The following is a 17,590-nucleotide window of genomic DNA, read 5'->3' as shown; positions in this document are numbered from 1 at the left end:
TCATATCAAGACTTGGCGGATTCTTCACACGGGGTTTAGGCGGCCGTTGGGGTTGTATGGGCGGGTGTTTTCGGTGGTGCGGGGGTTGGTGTTTTTGGCTGCGGGTGGGACTTTTGAATAAGCCTCTATGGAACTATTTTCTATACCTTTGCACTGGTCGTAGCCATCTGGCTTTACCCTCGACACCCGATTCTCTGCGGGATTGCAATCGGGCTCTTTGTCCTGGCGCTAGTGCTGCGGGGGATAGCCCTCATCTTGCGCCACAATAGCAAGGATAGGAAAGGCAGAAAGGAAACACTATGAAGCAGAATAGAAAAACACTGATAGCTCTCAATGTAGCCATTCTGGTGCTATCAGTAACACTGGTCATCATGCAGATAGGTCAGGGTAACTCCGGCATGGCAATTCTCTGGGGTGTGCTGGCAGCAGCTAACGCGGCAACTTTGGCACTGCATCTAAAAGCAGGCAGTCGAAATGGCTAAGACCGTCATCGTCAGCACCATCGAGCTAGCCACCTTCCTAGGTCTTACTAAGCAAGGGCTATACAAACGAGGTGAGCTACCGCCGGCTGACTTTATCTCCGTTGGAGGGCGTGAGTGCTGGCTTCCAGGTACTGCTGAAGACTGGGATAAAACCTATCGGGAAAAGCATGGCGTAGGGCGCCCCGCAACTAAAAACGGAGCTAAATAGGAATCGCCAGCCTGACTGTAACGGGATGATTTCTAGATTTTCAGCGCGAGTAGGGCCCTCGCGTCAACAAAAAACCCTCTCCTGTCAACGGGAGAGGGTTTGTATCGCTCTGACGAGGCGTCTCATGGTGCCCAAGGTGGGACTCGAACCCACACTCCGAAGAACCGCATTTTGAGTGCGGCGCGTCTGCCAATTCCGCCACTTGGGCAAGTGCGAAAGCTCTTCTACAATACACGTTTTTGCCCGCTAAAAGCCAATCGGCCCTCACCCTGGAAGAAAGGGCCCGCCCCCGACTAAGATAGGAACCGAAGAGGGTACGCACCGTCACCCGTTGCATGCACGCCCACAAGGTTGTGCGCGTGCGAAAATAGATAGCGAACCTCAACTAAACGCTGAAACGACCTAAGGAGCAGGGTATGTCAGAGCAGACCACCCAGGAGCCCGAGAACCACGATCAGCAGCCCGCACGCACCGTCGTCGTCGCTGAAGACGAGGCGCTGATTCGCCTCGACATCGTCGAAATCCTCAAAGACCAGGGCTTTAACGTCATTGCCGAAACCGACAACGGTAAAAAGGCTGTAGAGCTGGCCGAAGAGCACCGCCCCGACCTGGTCCTCATGGACGTCAATATGCCTATTATGGACGGCATCGAAGCAGCGGGTCAGATTAGCGAGCAGCAGCTGGCCCCGGTCGTCCTGCTCACCGCCTTCAGCCAGAAAGAGCTGGTAGACCGCGCCACCGAAGCAGGCGCCATGGCCTACGTGGTTAAGCCCTTCACCCCCAACGACCTGATTCCCGCCATCGAGGTGGCAATTAGCCGCTACGAGCAGATTCGTGCCCTTCAGGACGAAGTCACCAGCATCAAGGAACAGTTCGAGACCCGCAAGCTGGTTGACCGCGCTAAGTCCCTGCTGATGACCAAGATGGGCCTGAGCGAGCCCGAGGCCTTCCGCTGGATTCAGAAGACCTCCATGGACCGCCGCCTCTCCATGCGCGAGGTCGCCGAAACCATCGTCAAGCAGGTTCAGTAGGGTAGCACCCCTAGCCTGTAACAAAGCCCGCCCCAGCGTATTGCTGGAGCGGGCTTTGGTGTATCAAAAGAAGGGGGCAGACGCCTGCCGGTGGGGTAGGCGTCCGCCCCTGCTTCGTGGTGCTAGAGGGCGTCCTTGTGGTCGCTCCTAGTTCCGATTCCCCAGAGGGTAATGGCGGCGCTGATAGTCACAGCGGCCCACCAGAGGCCGCCCTGGCTCAGAGCTGTCACCGTGAAGATGAGGGTCAGTACCAGGAAGATATTGCCGATGAGTTTGCGGCGTGCGGTCATGGTGGGCCTTTCGTGAACTGGAGGTTAGTGGGCTGCTGCCAGGCTGCCGTCGCGCTCGTCGGCCTCGGGCAGGTCGTCCTCGTCCGCGCCGAAGGCCTTAGCCACGCGCTCAGTGAGTGAGGCGATAGCGGCGTCGCCGGTGACGTTGGTGGCGGTGCCAAAGGAGTCCTGGGCCAGGTAAAGGGCGATCATCAGGGCAATCATGGATTCATCGAAGCCCAGCATGGACTGGAGCAGGCCGATAGCGGTCATCACTGCGCCGCCGGGCACGCCGGGGGCTGCAACCATCATGAGGCCCAGAACCAGAACCACGGGGATCATGGCGGTGAAGCTGAGGGAGCCGCTGGTCATGTACACCACGGCAACCGCGCAGGAGGTAATGGTAATCATGGAGCCGGAGAGATGGATGGTGGCGCAGAGGGGGATTGCGAAGTCCACGATCTTGCCCTTGATACCCACGTTCTTAGCGGACGCCACGGTCACGGGGATGGTGGCGGCTGATGACTGGGTGCCGATTGCGGTGAAGTAGGCGGGCAGCATGCCGCGCAGCATGGTGATGGGGTTGCGCTTGGAGACGGTGCCGGCGACGGTGTACTGGATAGCCAGCATGACCCAGTGCAGGATGATGACCATGATGAAGACCTTGCCGAAGACCGCAAGAATCTGGCCGACCTGGCCGGCCATGGTCATGTTGGCAAAGACACCCACGATGTGGACGGGCAGCAGGGGGATGATGACGTAGCCCAGGAGCTTTTCGATGATGGTCTGGAAGTCCTGGAAGAGGTTCAGCATGTTCTTGCTGTTCAGGGCGGTGATGCCCAGGCCCATGATGAAGGCCAGAATCAGGGCGCTCATGACCGACATGATGGGGTCAAGAGTGAATTCCAGGTAGCCGGCAGAGAGGGCTTCTTCAGGGTTCTCGAAGGCAGTGAGCTGCTGGCCCTTGAGGATGATGGGGTAAATGAAGTGGGCCACGGTCACGGCAAGGAAGCCCGCTGCGATGGAGGAGGTGTAGGCCAGCCCCACGGTGGTGCCCAGCAGCTTGCCAGCGCCCTTAGCCAGTGAGCCGATACCGGGCACGATGAAGCCGATGATGATCAGCGGAATCGCGAAGCTCAAGAAGGCACTAAAAATAGTGGAGAAGGAGACGAAGAGCTGGACGACGAAGTCGGTGGGAATGGAGGTTCCCAGGGCATCGTTGATGCCGGAGATAAGGCCGGGGGTGAAGGCACCGATGAGGATACCGCCGATGATTGCGACGATAATCCACACGAGCAGAGGAATCTTCTTCATGGGGTTCCTTGGTGTTGTGTGGTCTTGTGTGCGTTTGCACGGACTGTGTCAGTTTATCAGGACGCCGCCAGGGGCGCCCTGAGTTAAGGGGCGGGCGCCGGGGTTAGAGTAAATCGCTAGGGCAGGTTAATGATGTTGTTGGTGATGCGGGCGGTAGCGATGAGTTTGCCCGCATCGTCGGTGATATCAATGGCGTGGACGCAGACGGTGCGGCCCAGCTTGATCGCCCGGCAGGTCGCGGTGACGGTTCCGGAACGAACCGAGCGCAGGTGGGTGATGTTCAAGTCAACGCCCACAGCAGCCTTCTTCTGCTCCGCCACCGAAAGAAAGGCAGAGATAGACCCCAGGGTTTCTGCCAGGGCGGCAGAGGCACCGCCGTGAAGCAGGCCCACCGGTTGGGTGTTGCCCTCCACCGGCATGGTAGCGACGGTCAGTTCGGGGGAGGCTTCGAGAATCGTGATGCCCAGCTTCTGCGCCAGGGCCCCCGCGCCTAGCCGTTCAAGTATCTGCTGGTAGCGGGCGTCCTGCTCCCGGGTCTCGGTCATGGGTGCTCCTTAGAAAATAAGGGGAGATTGTCTGCCTTCAATCGTAGGGCAGGGGCAGGCGGTAGGATGGTAGGCGTGATGACTAGACCTGAAACTTCTGCACCTGCACCCGGTAAGCTCATGCTCATTGACGGGCATTCCCTGGCGTTCCGTTCTTTCTACGGCACCCCGGTGGATGTCTTCGTGAATGCTGAGGGCCAGCACACCAACGCGGTCCATGGCTTCCTCTCAACCCTGATTTCTCTGATTAAAAATGAGCAGCCCAGCCACATTATTGTGGCCTTTGACCTCTCTGGCGGAACCTTCCGCACCGAGGAATACGGTGAGTATAAGGGTGGGCGTAATGAAACCCCACAGGAGTTCTTTGGTCAGATTGAGCTGATTCAGAAGGCCCTGGCGGCCCTGAACATTCCTTCGGTGACCCTGCCGCGCTATGAGGCTGACGATATTGTCGCAACCTACACCCGCCAGGGGCGGGAGGCTGGCTTTGAGGTGCAGATTGTGTCGGGTGACCGCGATGCCTTCCAGCTGGTGACCGATACCGTTACTGTGCTGTACCCGGTCACGACCGGCCCTACCAAGGGTATCCGCTACATGACCCCGGCTGCCGTCGAGGAAAAGTATAAGGTTGCACCTCACCTTTATCCTGATCTTGCTGCCCTCACTGGTGAGCAGGCGGACAACCTGCCGGGCGTGCCCGGTGTGGGCCCTGGCTTTGCTGCCAAGTGGATTAACGAATACGGTGATCTCAAGGGTGTGCTGGACAATGCTGAGAAGATTAAGGGTAAGAAGGGGGAGGCCCTGCGCGAGCATATCGACGACGTGCTGCGCAATCGCCGCCTCAACCGCCTGGTGGACGACCTTGACCTGCCGGTAACCCTCGATGATGCTGAGGGCTACGGCCCTAACGCTGAGGAGCTTGAAGAGCTCTTTGATTACCTGGAGTTCAATTCTATTCGCAAGCGCGTCGCTGAGCTCTTTGAGGGCATGCAGCAAGCTACACCTGCGGTTGAGATTGATATTGAAACGGTTGAGACCATCACCAGCGCGGACGACCTCACCGCCTTCCTGGCGGCTGCCCCCGAAGCGCTCGCGGCGGTTGAACGGTCGGCCGAAGTACCTGAACGCCTGGCGCAGGCCATCACCCTCTGGCCTGTGGTTGATGAGCAGGCCGGTGAAAAGGGGCTGGCCCACGGCCAGGCCCTGTACGGCCTCATGCTGGTTGCCGGTGCCCGCGCAGCCTACCTTGATGTTGAGAAGCAGGCGGACGGCGTCCGCGCGGCTCTGCGTGACTGGCTGGGGGACGCGTCCACCCCCAAAATCACCTTCGATGTTAAGCAGAACTTTAAGTCGCTAGCCGCCTACGACCTGCCCCTAGCGGGCGTCATCGAAGATCCGGTACTCTCTTCCTACGTCTGTGGCTTCATCCCCACCGCCCGCCGCCGCGGTCACCGCGAGATGCTCGAAGACCTCACCCGCGACTACCTGGGGCAGACCTACCCGGCCGCCCCTGAACAGGAAGACCAGGGGGAGCTCTTCTCGCTCGAACCTGCCGTTGATACCGACTATCAGGCCCTTGCTGCCCGCCACGTACAAGAACTGGCCTACGCCCTACACCTTGACCTGGTTGCCAAAAACCAGCTCGGCCTCTATGAAGAAATTGAGTTGCCGGCTGCGTCCGCCCTGGCCCGCATGGAAATTGCCGGTGTAGCAATCGACGCCAGCGCCATCTCGGAACTCAAGGGCTACTACGGCGAACACGTCACCCGCGCCACCGAAGCGGCCTACGAGATTCTGGGTCACGAGGTCAATCTTTCGTCCCCCAAGCAGCTGCAGGGCGTCCTCTTCGACGAGCTGGGCCTGCCGACCACCCGCAAGCTCAAGAGCGGCTACTCCACCGACGCCGACTCGCTCGCGGGAATTCTCGGTCAGGTAGACCCCGAGAGCCAGGGGGCCTCCTTCCTGGGTGAGCTGCAAACCTACCGCGACTACACCAAGCTCAAGCAGACCGTTGAGGGGCTGGGCAAGGCAACCGCCGCAGACGGCCGCATCCACACCACCTACCAGCAGAACGTCGCAGCTACCGGTCGCCTCTCCTCAACCGACCCCAACCTGCAGAACATCCCGATTCGCACCGAAGAAGGCCGCAAGATCCGCGACGCTTTTGTCGTGGCCCCCGAACCGGTTGACGGCACCGACTACACCACCCTGCTGACCGCCGACTACTCCCAGATCGAAATGCGCATCATGGTGCACCTGTCGGACGATGAAGACCTCATTGCCGCCTATCAGGCGGGGGAGGACCTACACCGCTTCGTCGGCTCAGAAGTTTTCGGCGTAGCACCCGAAGACGTAACCCCCGAGATGCGTTCAAAGGTCAAGGCCATGAGCTACGGACTTGCCTACGGCCTCTCACCCTTTGGGCTCTCTAAGCAGCTGGGTATCAGCGTGGACGAAGCTACCAGCCTGCGCGCCAACTACTTCCAGCGCTTCGGCAAGGTCGGTAGGTTCCTGCGCTCTATCGTGCGTGAAGCCCACAAGACCGGCTATACCGAAACCATGTTTGGCCGTCGCCGCGCCCTGCCCGACTTGGCCTCGTCCAACCGTCAGCGCCGTGAAGCCGCCGAACGCGCAGCCCTCAACTCACCCATTCAGGGCACGGCCGCCGACATCATCAAAATCGCCATGATCAACATCGACGAGCGCCTTCGCCGCGAAAACCTCGCCAGCCGCATGCTCCTGCAGGTACACGACGAATTGATCCTCGAAGTTGCCGCAGGTGAAGAAAAGCTCGCCGAGGCAATCCTGGTTGAAGAAATGAGTGGGGCAGCCTCCCTGCGTGTCCCCCTGGACGTCCAGGTCGGCTGGGGCCGCTCCTGGCACGAGGCAGGGCACTAGCAGGGCGGGCAAAAGGTGCGCGGACGCCGGTGCAACACACCCGGGCGCGGGTTAAGACCAACATCACCCCACTTTCCCGTGAACACGCGGTGAAAACGCCCACCAAACCATTGACCGGCACCCGCACGCGCCCTAGACTTGAATCTGTGCGTGTACAGTGCCCGCTTTGGCGTGCGCCGCACCCGCACATCATATTGTCCGTATCAACGCTCAATACAGAGAACCATGCGGACCTTACCCCGCCCACAGCCACAAGCTACACCGCGGGACCCAGTAAGGCCCTGCCTGTATTGACCTAGAAAACTATCCATATTGGAGCCCTACTCTCTATGAGCACCAACGTTCCCCAGGTTGCAATCAACGACATCGGCAACGAAGAAGAATTCCTCGCAGCAGTCGACGCAACCATCAAGTACTTCAACGACGGCGATCTCGTTTCAGGCGAAGTTGTCAAGGTTGACCACGACGAGGTACTGCTCGACATCGGCTACAAGACCGAAGGCGTCATCCCCTCACGTGAACTTTCCATCAAGCACGACGTAGATCCCGACGAAGTTGTTTCTGTTGGTGACACCGTTGAAGCTCTTGTCCTCACCAAGGAAGACAAGGAAGGCCGCCTGATTCTCTCCAAGAAGCGCGCACAGTACGAGCGCGCCTGGGGCGACATCGAGAAGGTCAAGGAAGAAGACGGCGTCGTTACCGGTACCGTCATCGAGGTCGTCAAGGGTGGTCTTATCCTCGACATCGGCCTGCGTGGCTTCCTCCCCGCTTCACTCGTCGAAATGCGTCGCGTCCGCGACCTGGCACCCTACATCGGCCAGGAAATCGAAGCCAAGATCATCGAGCTCGACAAGAACCGCAACAACGTTGTTCTGTCACGCCGTGCATGGCTCGAGCAGACCCAGTCAGAGGTCCGCTCAACCTTCCTCAACCAGCTCGAAAAGGGCCAGGTTCGTACCGGCGTTGTCTCCTCCATCGTTAACTTCGGTGCCTTCGTTGACCTCGGCGGCGTTGACGGTCTCGTCCACGTATCCGAGCTCTCCTGGAAGCACATCGATCACCCCTCAGAGGTTGTCGAAGTTGGCGACGAAGTCACCGTTGAGGTCCTCGAAGTTGATCACGACCGTGAGCGCGTCTCACTGTCACTGAAGGCTACCCAGGAAGATCCCTGGCAGGCATTCGCTCGCACCCACGCACTGGGTCAGGTTGTACCCGGTAAGGTCACCAAGCTCGTACCCTTCGGCGCATTCGTTCGCGTTGAAGACGGCATCGAAGGCCTCGTCCACATCTCCGAACTCGCCGTTCGCCACGTGGACCTGGCAGAGCAGGTTGTCTCCGTCGGTGACGAACTGTTCGTCAAGGTTATCGACATCGATCTCGACCGTCGCCGCATCTCCCTGTCACTGAAGCAGGCCAACGAAGGTGTAGACCCCGAGTCCACCGAGTTCGACCCCGCTCTCTACGGCATGGCTGCAGAGTACGACGAAGAAGGCAACTACAAGTACCCCGAGGGCTTCGACCCCGAGACCAACGAATGGCTCGAAGGCTTCGAAACCCAGCGTGCAGCATGGGAGCAGCAGTACGCTGACGCCCAGGCTCGCTGGGAAGCTCACAAGGTACAGGTTGCTAAGGCTCTCGAAGCCGACGCAGAAGCAGCAGCTGCTGCCCCCGCGTCCGCTCCCGCCGAAGCTGCACCCACCTCATACTCATCCGAGAAGCCTGCCGAAACCGGCACCCTGGCTTCCGATGAGGCACTTGCGGAACTCCGCAAGAAGCTGACCGGCAACTAGTAGGTGAAGGAAGCGGAGTTCCGATTCCAGCGAAGATTTATTTCCTCGCGCGCTCGGAATCTTCGCTTCCATCCCCGCAAGAAGCTGACCGGTAACTAATTCTCTGAATTAGTCACAGCAATCAAGGGCCCCTTCCACCTTCGGGTGGGAGGGGCCCTTCAGCTTTCCCCGATAATTTTGAGGAGGCTAGGAGTAGGGCCAGACTCATACCTATAGTTCATGCTCAGGCTAGGGTTAGTTAACCTTGCGTTAACCTTTTCCCCAGACTATTAACAGGGCTCAAATTTTGCCTTAAGACCGTATGAACACAACCTCAAAGGGGGACTCGTGGATTCCAGCGCGAATTCGGGTTCACATCTCGCAACCCCCGCGTTGCAACGAGACACCACCGACAAATGGTGGCACCTCGCCTTCGGCGGCCTCATGGCTGTCTCACTGACACTCTTTACACTCTGGTCCCTCAACTACGTCGACCAGTCAGCTCGCACCCTCGTCCTTATCGCAGCCGTCCTCCTGGGTCTCTTCATGGCCTTCAACATCGGCGGTAACGACGTAGCGAACTCCTTCGGAACCTCCGTGGGCGCGGGTACCCTGACCATCAAGCAGGCCCTGCTCATCGCGGCTGTCTTCGAGGTATCGGGCGCTGTGATCGCTGGCGGTTCGGTGACCGACACCGTGCGTTCAGGCATCGTCGACCTGGGTGCTATCGACCTGGACCCCATGCAGTTCGTCTACATCATGATGGCAGCCCTTCTGGGCGCAGCTATCTGGCTGCTGGTCGCCACCAAGATGGGCTGGCCCGTCTCTACCACCCACTCCATCATCGGCGGTATCGTGGGTGCGGCCCTGACCATCGGCTTCACCACCGGCACCGGCGGCATGGACATGGTGCAGTGGAGCAAGATCGGCCAGATTGCCATTTCTTGGGTTCTTTCACCGCTCCTGGGCGGTCTGTTCGCCTGGGTTCTCTTTGGCTTCATCAAGAAGTACATCCTGGGCTACAACGAGAAGGTCGATGCGGCCATGCTCGAAATCAAGAAGCACCAGGAAGAAGAACGCGCAGCCCACACCCCGCACGACGGTTTCCAGCGCATCACCGACCTGCAGCAGGACGCCTACTCCAACGCTATGCTGCGCAAGAAGAAGTTCAAGCTCAAGAAGCTTGACCCCGCGGCCCCCGAGAGCGAGTACTACCGCCAGGTGCACAAGCTTGACCAGAAGGCTAAGCGCGCTGACTCCCACCGGGCACTTGAGGTTTATGTGCCTATCCTGGCTGCCTTTGGTGCGGCTCTGATTGCAGCCATGCTGCTCTTCAAGGGTCTGGATAACCTGGAGCTGGGTATCTCAACTATGGGTAACGTCATGATTATGGTGATGGTTGCGGCTATCGCCTGGGTGAGTGTTTCCGTCTTTGCCCGCAGCCTGCAGAAGCAGGAACTCTCCCGCGCCACCTTTACCATCTTTGCCTGGTTGCAGGTCTTCACCGCAGCTGCCTTCGCCTTTAGCCACGGTGCCAACGATATCGCCAACGCTATCGGCCCCTTCGTGGCAATTCTTGATGTGCTCAAGACCGGTGCCATTGGCGACGAGGCCGTCGTGCCTATGCCCGCTCTGGTGGCCTTCGGTATCGCCCTCATCGTGGGTCTTTGGTTTGTGGGTCGTAACGTGATTGCTACCGTCGGTCACGGCCTGACCAAGATGCACCCCTCATCGGGCTTTGCCGCTGAGCTGGCCGCTGCCGGTGTGGTCATGGCTGCGTCTGTTCTGGGTCTGCCCGTTTCGTCCACTCACATCCTGATCGGTGCGGTGCTGGGCGTCGGTATCGTCAACCGCTCAGCTAACTGGAAGCTCATGCGACCCATCGCCCTTGCCTGGATCATCACCCTGCCCATCTCAGCCGCTATCGGCTCGGTAGGTGTGCTGGCTATTTCAGCAATCTTCTAGGCTAAATCAACCCACTGGGTTTCACCCCACGAAATGTGCCCTGCGCCGGCTGTCAGCTCGGCCAGGGCCGTTTCTGTTTGGGCGCGGGTTGCGGCATCATCAAAAACGCCCAGGGTGATGTGGGCGCCGCTGGCTGTGTAATCTGTACCCAGTACCGTGTAGCCCAGCGCACGCAGGTCGTTCTCGAAGCGTCCTGCTTCGGCGTGGGAGGCGGTAACGGTTCCCAGTCGCAGGCGCTCGCGGGGCACCAGGGGAGCGGCGTCTAGGGTGGCGACCACCGCGTCCGTATAGGCACGCACCAGCCCACCGGCACCCAGCTTGATGCCACCGAAATAGCGCACCACCACAGCGCAGATATCGGAGAGGTCGGTGGTTTCGCCGTTGCGCCCTTCGGTGCGGCGGGCCAGCAGGGCCTGGAGCATGGGAATCCCAGCGGTACCTGCGGGCTCGCCGTCGTCGTTGGAGCGCTGGGTCTGCCGGTCTGCCCCGATGATAAAAGCAGAGCAGACATGGCGGGCATCGTGGTAGGCCTTGCGCTTGGACTCAATAAAAGCGCGGGCTTCTTCTTCAGTTTCCACGCGCTGAACATAGCCGATGAACTCGCTGCGCTTGATTTCTAGCAGGTGCCGGGTCTCGGTGCGGGTGGCGAGCACGGTGTAGCGGTTGGCGCGGGTTTCATCAGTCATGGTGTCTATTCTAGTGTGCGGTCGGTGGGGCGCGTAGGCTGGTGGGAGCGGGTACCGTACCCGATGCTTAGAGACGAAAGGACGCCTGTGGTTGCGAGAATTGGTCTGACCGGCGGTATCGGGTCGGGTAAGTCGACGGTGGCGAAGATACTGGTGGAGTGCGGGGCCGTGCTGATCGACGCCGACGCTATCTCCCGTCAGCTGATGGAGCCGGGTCGGGCGGTGTTGGCTGAGACCGTCCGCGCCTTTGGTGAGGGTATTTTGACCCCTACCGGGGAGCTTGACCGGGCTGCCCTGGCGTCCCAGGTCTTTGCGGACGAGTCTGCCCGTGCCCGCCTGAACGCCATCGTGCACCCGGCGGTGCGGGCTGAAGCTGCGCGGCAGCGTGAGGTGGCGGTGCAGAAGCTGGGGGAGGGCGCCGTCATTGTTGAGGATATCCCCCTGCTGGCCGAGACCGGTCAGGCGGCAGACTTTGATGCGGTGATTGTGGTTGAGGCGCAGCGCCAGGAGCGGCTACGCCGCCTGGTTGAGGTGCGCGGTATGAGTGAGGCGGACGCCCGCGCCCGCATTGCTGTGCAGGCCAGTGACGAGCAGCGCCGGGCTATTGCCACCTGGGTCATTGATAATTCGGGAAGTTTAGAGCGCACTGCTGCGCAGGTGCGCGAGGTCTTTGCCAAAATCACAGCCGGTTCGTTACATGAATAAATTTTTAGCAAAGAGTATTTGAACTTTTGGTCTAAAAAAGCCGGTTGTGACCAGCGTAAATAGGTGAGAACAGGGGAAAGCGTAAAAATCAAGTAGGCTTATCTCCCCTGGAAAACAACCCCAAGCCCTCTTATTATTGATACGTTGCCCAGAGACCGGGCAGCCGCTGTGCGGGCGGTGGATGCAAGGGGCCCGCACGGTCACACACGTACTTCCACCGGGATAATCCTGTGCTGAACAAGCTACACGACAGACTGGGGCTGCGAACCAACCCCGTCATTTTCTTCTCATCTGCACTCTTTATCATCGTCTTCACCATGCTGATGATGATCTTCCCAACGGCCATGTCAGACGGCATCGGCGTCATCTCTGACTTCATCATCACCTACCTGGGCTGGGTCTACACCCTGGGTATCGCCATCTTCTTTTTCTTCCTGATTTACATGGCGATGAGCCGCTTTGGCCGCATCAAAATCGGTGATGACGACGCTGAACCCGAGTACTCCGGCCTTGCCTGGTTCGGTATGCTCTTCGCAGCTGGTGTTGGCGCCGTCCTGCTCTTCTGGGGCGCGGCAGAGCCCATCACCCACTACGCCAACCCGCCCTACGACGGGGTAGAGCCCCAGTCGGATCACGCGGCTCTCGAAGCACTCGCTATTGCTAACTGGCACATCGGCCTGGGCGTCTGGATTATTCTCACTATTCCCGCCCTGGCTTTCGGATACTTTACCTACAAGCGCAAGCTGCCCCCGCGCGTCTCATCCATCTTCCAGCCCCTGCTGGGCGAGCGCATCCACGGCCCTATCGGTAAGACCATTGACTCGGTTGCCATCGTTTCTACCGTTTTCGGTATTGCGGTTTCGGTGGGTCTGGGCGCTCTGCAGATCAACTCGGGTATGGGCATCATGTACGGTGTGCCCCTGGGTGGCTGGATTCAGGCCGCTATCGTTGCTGTGATTACTGCCGCCGGTATTACCTCGGTGCTGATGGGTATGGATAAGGGCGTTAAGCGCCTGTCCTACATCAACATTCTGCTGGTTATTTCCCTGATGATCTTCATCCTGATGACCGGCGCAACCCGCTTCGTCACCCTGGGCACCATCGAGTCAGCCGGCTACTTCCTGCAGAAGCTGCCCGTGATGATGCTCTTCAACGACGCCTTTGCAGATACCGGTTGGATTGGCTCCTGGACGGTCTTCTACTGGGCTTGGACCGTGACCTGGGCGCCCTTTGTTGGCCTCTTTATTGCCAAGATTTCTCAGGGCCGCACCATCCGTCAGTTTGTTGTCGGCGTGCTGGCTGCCCCTACCACCTTTACCCTGATGTGGGTTGGTGTCTTTGGCCTGAGCGCTTTCAATATCGAGCGCAATGAAAACGGAACCCTGGTGCAGACCGTAGTGGAAGAAGGCGACATTCCCGCTGCCCTCTTCGAGTTCCTGGGCCACTTCCCGCTCTACCAGCTGGTCGCTGCGGTGACCCTCGTGGTGATTACCATCTTCTTCATCACCTCCATTGACTCAGCAGCCCTGGTCATGGACGCGATTGCTAACGGTCATGAGGACCCGGCCCCCAAGAAGCAGGGTATTTTCTGGGCTGCCTCCATCGGCGTTGTATCGGCTTCCATCCTGGTAGCAGCAGGCGATAACGGTCTGACCGCCCTGCAGAACGTCATTATTGTGATCGGCTTCCCTGTCTGGCTTATCGGCTTCATGCAGATGTGGATGCTGGTGCGCGCCCTGCGCGAGGACGCCGGTGAACTGCCTCCCATGCGCACCCGCCAGTGGAAGCAGGTTATCCCCATCGAGGAATACCACCGCCGTGCTCAGGAAGACTTCTCGTCGATTGAAGAGGTCACTATTCGCCCCGAGTACGAGCTGGGCACCGAACCCGAGTTCGAGGGTCTGGTTCCCAATACCGGTCAGATTCCTGTGGTAACGGCCGAAGATATTGCTGAGGACGCCGCCGCGAAGAAGGCAGCCTCCAAGCCGGCTGAAGAGCAGGGCACCCACACCGCTGTGGTAACCGGTGACCTGCCCGCTACCGATATCGACCCGAAGAAGTAAGGTCTGAGCGACCGCTTGTTAGCCCCCGATGAAACTAGTACATATGTTCTAGTTTTGTCGGGGGTTTTTCGGTAGGGTAGAGGGCATGAGCCTTGCCCAAGAAATTAACCGCGTCGTTGCACCTTTTGAAGTTGTCTCTGAGTATCAGCCGGCTGGCGACCAGCCTAAGGCAATCGCGGAGCTGACCGAGCGCGTCCAGAACGGTGAAAAAGACATCGTGCTCATGGGTGCCACCGGCACCGGTAAGTCTGCAACGTCTGCCTGGCTCATTGAGGCCGTCCAGCGCCCCACCCTGGTTATGGTGCAAAACAAGACCCTGGCTGCCCAGTTAGCTAACGAACTGCGCGAGCTACTGCCCAACAACGCTGTTGAGTACTTCGTTTCCTACTACGACTACTACCAGCCCGAAGCCTACGTGCCGCAGACCGATACCTTCATCGAAAAAGACTCCTCCATCAACGAAGAAGTCGAACGCCTGCGCCACTCCGCCACCAACTCCCTGCTGACCCGCCGCGACGTTGTGGTGGTTGCTACCGTCTCCTGCATCTATGGCCTGGGCACCCCCGAAGAATACGTTGCCCAGATGGTGACCTTGCGACAGGGCGAAGAAATCGACCGGGACGAGCTGCTGCGCCGGTTTGTCTCCATGCAGTATGCCCGCAACGACCTAGACTTCCACCGCGGCACCTTCCGCGTGCGCGGCGATACCGTCGAAATCATCCCCATGTACGAAGAAAACGCCATTCGCATCGAATTCTTCGGCGACGAAATCGAAGCCATCTACACCCTGCACCCGCTCACCGGCGACGTCATCCGCGAAGAAACCGAAATGTACGTCTTCCCGGCCTCCCACTACGTTGCCGGCGCTGAACGCATGGCCCGAGCTATTACCTCCATCGAGGACGAGCTGCGCGACCGCCTGCAAGAACTCGAATCCCAGAACAAGCTCGTTGAAGCCCAACGCCTGCGCATGCGCACCCAATACGATCTAGAGATGATGGAGCAGATGGGTTTTTGCAACGGCATCGAAAACTACTCCAGCCATATCGACGGACGCGCTCGCGGTACCGCTCCGCACTGTCTACTGGACTACTTCCCCGACGACTTTCTGCTCATCGTTGATGAGTCTCACGTGACGATTCCCCAAATCGGGGCAATGTTTGAGGGCGATATGAGCCGCAAGCGCACCCTGGTTGAGCACGGCTTCCGCCTGCCCTCAGCCATGGACAACCGCCCCCTCAAATGGGAGGAGTTCCTCGACCGTATCGGGCAGACCGTTTACCTGTCCGCGACCCCCGGCAAATACGAACTGGCCCAGGCCGACGGGGTTGTTGAGCAAATCATTCGCCCCACCGGATTGGTTGACCCCGAAATCGTCGTCAAGCCTACCGAGGGGCAGATCGATGACCTTCTGGAAGAGATCCGCCTGCGCGTAGAGCGCGACGAGCGTGTGCTGGTTACCACCCTGACCAAGCGTATGGCAGAAGACCTCACCGACTACCTGTTGGAGCACGGGGTCAAGGTGCAGTACCTACACTCCGATGTCGATACCCTGCGCCGAGTGGAGCTGCTGAGCGAACTACGCCAGGGCGTCTTTGATGTCCTGGTGGGTATTAACCTGCTGCGTGAGGGCCTGGACCTTCCCGAGGTCTCCCTGGTCGCAATTCTGGATGCCGATAAGCAGGGCTTCTTGCGTTCCACCACCTCTCTGATTCAGACCATCGGGCGAGCCGCCCGTAACGTGGGCGGGCAGGTACACATGTACGCTGATAAAATCACCGATTCCATGCGTACTGCCATCGACGAAACCAACCGCCGCCGTGAAATTCAGCAGGCCTACAACCGTGAGCACGGCATTGATCCGCAACCCCTGCGCAAGAAAATCGCCGATATCACCGATAGCCTGGCACGGGAATCTGAAGATACCGCTGAGCTCCTTGCCACCCGCAAGGGAGCATCGGGCAAGCTGGCTCCGGTCAAGAAGGGCACAAAGTACGCGGCGACCAGCCCCGAAGCCGAAGAGCTCTTCAAGAAGGCAGAAGCCCGGGTACGTCAGGACGGCCTTGCGGCAGCTCCCGCCGAAGACCTGCTGGGTCTGATCGAAGAGATGCACGCCCAGATGATGCAGGCCGCCGAAGAGCTCAAGTTCGAGCTGGCGGGCCGCCTGCGCGATGAAATTGCCGACCTGAAGAAGGAGCTACGCGCTATGCAGGAAGCTGGGCACGCCTAAAGCTATAGAAGAGTTTTCCTCAGTGCTTCACCGGCCTGTGGCATTGGTGTAGACTAGTGCAGTTTGCGTCAGAACCACCCCGGGAGGTCCCATGAGCCAGAAAACCGAGCGCCCCAGCGTTGCCAGCATGCCAGGCATGCCCCAGATTCTGCTCACCTTCGGGCTGACCATCTGTAGCCTCTCCATCCTCCTGCCAGCATCACCTGCCTGGGCACTGGCAGGCGGGGCAGGCTCTCTGGGTGCAGGGGCCACCAACGCGGTGCTCATGGCTGTGACCGTAGCGACCCAGTTCAGCGTCCCCGCCCTCACCCGCCGTTTCTCCTGGGCGCTCGTTTTGCCTGTAGGCACTCTCTTTATGGGGCTACCCTCCCTGCTTCAAGCGCTGAGCCCCGACCTGCTCAACGTCCTGATTACATCTGGTCTACGCGGTATCGGCTTCGGTATCGTCACTGTCTGCTGCTCATCAGCTATGTCCTACCTCATTCCGGTCGAATTCCGTGGTCGGGCAGTGGGGCTCTACGGACTAGCGGCAGCTGGTTCTCAGCTTTTCTTCACACCCGTTGCCCCCTGGGCTCTTGAAACCTTCGGTTACCGTTCGGTGATTTCGGCCGGAGCAATCGCCGCTATCGCAGCCCCCTTTGCCCTACAGTTGGGGCGACTGGTTGATCACTTTATGGCCGAACAGCGCAGCGGGCAGCAGGGGAACGAACCCGCTCCTGTCACTTCAACAGCCACCATTATCGCCCGCATCTGGCCTGCCCTGTTAACGCTCACTCTGGTCACCAGCGTCGGCGGTGCCTTCATGACCTTCTCCACCGAAATTGCCCCCACTGCCACTCTGGCGACCGGGGCCCTGCTCCTGCTCTGTGCCCTGGCAACCCCCACCCGTCTCTACGGCGGCTCCCTCACCGACAGGTTTGGCACCCGCCTACTCATGACCCCGGTACTGGCCCTCACGGCCTTGGGCGTCGCCTTTGTCGGCTGGGTCAATGGCGCGAGCCTGCCTTCCATCATCTTCCTCCTGGCTGGTGCAACCCTGATCGGGTTCGGCTACGGCTTCCTACAGTCGGTCACCATGGTGCGAGCCCTGTCGGACGCCGGTGGGGCGGACGCCACCCAGCGGGCGTCCGTCGCTTGGAACTCCCACTTCGACATCGGCACCGGCCTCGGCTCTCTTGCCATCGGTGCCGCCGCGCAGGCGACCAGCTTTGCCGCAGCCTGGGTGGGCGCGGCCGTCCTTCTCCTGGTCTGCGCCATCGTGCTCGGCCTGAGGGACGCCCGCGCGTCTGTTCAAAAGTAACAAGATGGGTTATAGTTGTAGACCGAGCAAGGGAGTATCCCACTAATTCCTGCATCGTCAGCACGTTGATCGAAGGCGCCCAACCGGGGCAGGAAACCACCCACAGAGGTGGTGGGAGAGACTTG

General features: G+C 59.6%; 13 protein-coding genes and 1 tRNA gene. 9 read left to right on the top strand and 5 right to left on the bottom strand.

Features of this window, described 5'->3' with window-relative positions:
* The first annotated feature begins 299 nt into the window (after positions 1–299).
* Positions 300–482, top strand: a complete 183-nt coding sequence (locus tag L7A20_RS06555) for a hypothetical protein (protein ID WP_237222823.1) — start codon at positions 300–302, stop codon at positions 480–482.
* A gap of 333 nt (positions 483–815) precedes the next feature.
* Here L7A20_RS06555 and L7A20_RS06550 read toward each other — a convergent pair.
* Positions 816–898 (bottom strand) — tRNA-Leu (locus L7A20_RS06550).
* 208 nt (positions 899–1,106) lie between these two features.
* On the opposite strand from L7A20_RS06550, the gene L7A20_RS06545 reads away from it, so the two are divergent.
* Complete coding sequence (locus L7A20_RS06545) at positions 1,107–1,721, top strand: ANTAR domain-containing response regulator (protein ID WP_135012073.1); 615 nt, start codon at positions 1,107–1,109, stop codon at positions 1,719–1,721.
* A 122-nt stretch (positions 1,722–1,843) separates the two neighbouring features.
* Here L7A20_RS06545 and L7A20_RS06540 read toward each other — a convergent pair whose 3' ends face one another.
* The 3 genes from L7A20_RS06540 to L7A20_RS06530 all read right to left on the bottom strand — a co-directional run bounded on the left by L7A20_RS06540 (position 1,844) and on the right by L7A20_RS06530 (position 3,849).
* Positions 1,844–2,011 carry a hypothetical protein gene (locus L7A20_RS06540; protein WP_237212015.1) on the bottom strand — a complete coding sequence of 56 codons (168 nt, stop codon included), beginning with the start codon at positions 2,009–2,011 and terminating at the stop codon, positions 1,844–1,846.
* Positions 2,012–2,035: 24 nt separating this feature from the next.
* A complete protein-coding gene (locus L7A20_RS06535; protein WP_237222822.1) occupies positions 2,036–3,304 on the bottom strand; it encodes a dicarboxylate/amino acid:cation symporter in 1,269 nt (422 codons plus the stop codon).
* Positions 3,305–3,420: 116 nt separating this feature from the next.
* Positions 3,421–3,849, bottom strand: coding sequence for a PaaI family thioesterase (locus tag L7A20_RS06530; protein WP_237222821.1), 429 nt, complete (start codon positions 3,847–3,849; stop codon positions 3,421–3,423).
* A gap of 78 nt (positions 3,850–3,927) precedes the next feature.
* Between L7A20_RS06530 and polA the strand changes: the two genes are divergently transcribed.
* From polA to L7A20_RS06515, 3 genes are all read left to right on the top strand, one after another.
* Complete coding sequence (polA, locus tag L7A20_RS06525; protein ID WP_237222820.1) at positions 3,928–6,747, top strand: DNA polymerase I; 2,820 nt, start codon at positions 3,928–3,930, stop codon at positions 6,745–6,747.
* A 329-nt stretch (positions 6,748–7,076) separates the two neighbouring features.
* Positions 7,077–8,537, top strand: a complete 1,461-nt coding sequence (gene rpsA / locus L7A20_RS06520; RefSeq protein ID WP_237185579.1) for a 30S ribosomal protein S1 — start codon at positions 7,077–7,079, stop codon at positions 8,535–8,537.
* 423 nt (positions 8,538–8,960) lie between these two features.
* Complete coding sequence (locus L7A20_RS06515) at positions 8,961–10,481, top strand: inorganic phosphate transporter (RefSeq protein WP_423816955.1); 1,521 nt, start codon at positions 8,961–8,963, stop codon at positions 10,479–10,481.
* Here L7A20_RS06515 and L7A20_RS06510 read toward each other — a convergent pair.
* Entirely contained in the window at positions 10,478–11,167 is a 690-nt protein-coding gene (locus L7A20_RS06510) for an IMPACT family protein (protein WP_237212019.1), read from the bottom strand. The genes L7A20_RS06515 and L7A20_RS06510 overlap by 4 nt on opposite strands.
* Before the next feature lie 63 nt (positions 11,168–11,230).
* Here L7A20_RS06510 and coaE point away from each other — a divergent pair, with 63 nt between their 5' ends.
* The 4 genes from coaE (at position 11,231) to L7A20_RS06490 (ending at position 17,465) form a co-directional block, all read left to right on the top strand.
* Positions 11,231–11,872: a dephospho-CoA kinase gene (gene coaE, locus L7A20_RS06505; RefSeq protein ID WP_237212020.1), complete on the top strand. Its 642-nt coding sequence runs from the start codon at positions 11,231–11,233 to the stop codon at positions 11,870–11,872.
* 230 nt (positions 11,873–12,102) lie between these two features.
* Entirely contained in the window at positions 12,103–13,935 is a 1,833-nt protein-coding gene (locus tag L7A20_RS06500; RefSeq protein ID WP_237222819.1) for a BCCT family transporter, read from the top strand.
* 85 nt (positions 13,936–14,020) lie between these two features.
* On the top strand, positions 14,021–16,165 hold the full coding sequence (uvrB, locus tag L7A20_RS06495) for an excinuclease ABC subunit UvrB (protein ID WP_237222818.1): 2,145 nt from the start codon (positions 14,021–14,023) through the stop codon (positions 16,163–16,165).
* Positions 16,166–16,256: 91 nt separating this feature from the next.
* Positions 16,257–17,465 (top strand): MFS transporter, encoded by a 1,209-nt coding sequence (locus L7A20_RS06490; protein WP_237222817.1) that lies wholly within the window; start codon positions 16,257–16,259, stop codon positions 17,463–17,465.
* Positions 17,466–17,590: the final 125 nt, after the last annotated feature.

Origin of the sequence: Rothia nasimurium (assembly GCF_928381415.1) — a bacterium.
GTDB lineage: Bacteria > Actinomycetota > Actinomycetes > Actinomycetales > Micrococcaceae > Rothia > Rothia nasimurium_H.
The sequence above is the reverse complement of the archived record's forward strand: the minus strand, read 5'-3'. Positions and strand labels throughout refer to the sequence as shown.

Coding starts and splice junctions, on each gene's coding strand:
- L7A20_RS06555 (WP_237222823.1), top strand. CDS start 300: ATGAAGCAGAATAGAAAAACACTGATAGCTCTCAATGTAGCCATTCTG.
- L7A20_RS06545 (WP_135012073.1), top strand. CDS start 1,107: ATGTCAGAGCAGACCACCCAGGAGCCCGAGAACCACGATCAGCAGCCC.
- L7A20_RS06540 (WP_237212015.1), bottom strand. CDS start 2,011: ATGACCGCACGCCGCAAACTCATCGGCAATATCTTCCTGGTACTGACC.
- L7A20_RS06535 (WP_237222822.1), bottom strand. CDS start 3,304: ATGAAGAAGATTCCTCTGCTCGTGTGGATTATCGTCGCAATCATCGGC.
- L7A20_RS06530 (WP_237222821.1), bottom strand. CDS start 3,849: ATGACCGAGACCCGGGAGCAGGACGCCCGCTACCAGCAGATACTTGAA.
- polA (WP_237222820.1), top strand. CDS start 3,928: ATGACTAGACCTGAAACTTCTGCACCTGCACCCGGTAAGCTCATGCTC.
- rpsA (WP_237185579.1), top strand. CDS start 7,077: ATGAGCACCAACGTTCCCCAGGTTGCAATCAACGACATCGGCAACGAA.
- L7A20_RS06515 (WP_423816955.1), top strand. CDS start 8,961: ATGGCTGTCTCACTGACACTCTTTACACTCTGGTCCCTCAACTACGTC.
- L7A20_RS06510 (WP_237212019.1), bottom strand. CDS start 11,167: ATGACTGATGAAACCCGCGCCAACCGCTACACCGTGCTCGCCACCCGC.
- coaE (WP_237212020.1), top strand. CDS start 11,231: ATGCTTAGAGACGAAAGGACGCCTGTGGTTGCGAGAATTGGTCTGACC.
- uvrB (WP_237222818.1), top strand. CDS start 14,021: ATGAGCCTTGCCCAAGAAATTAACCGCGTCGTTGCACCTTTTGAAGTT.
- L7A20_RS06490 (WP_237222817.1), top strand. CDS start 16,257: ATGAGCCAGAAAACCGAGCGCCCCAGCGTTGCCAGCATGCCAGGCATG.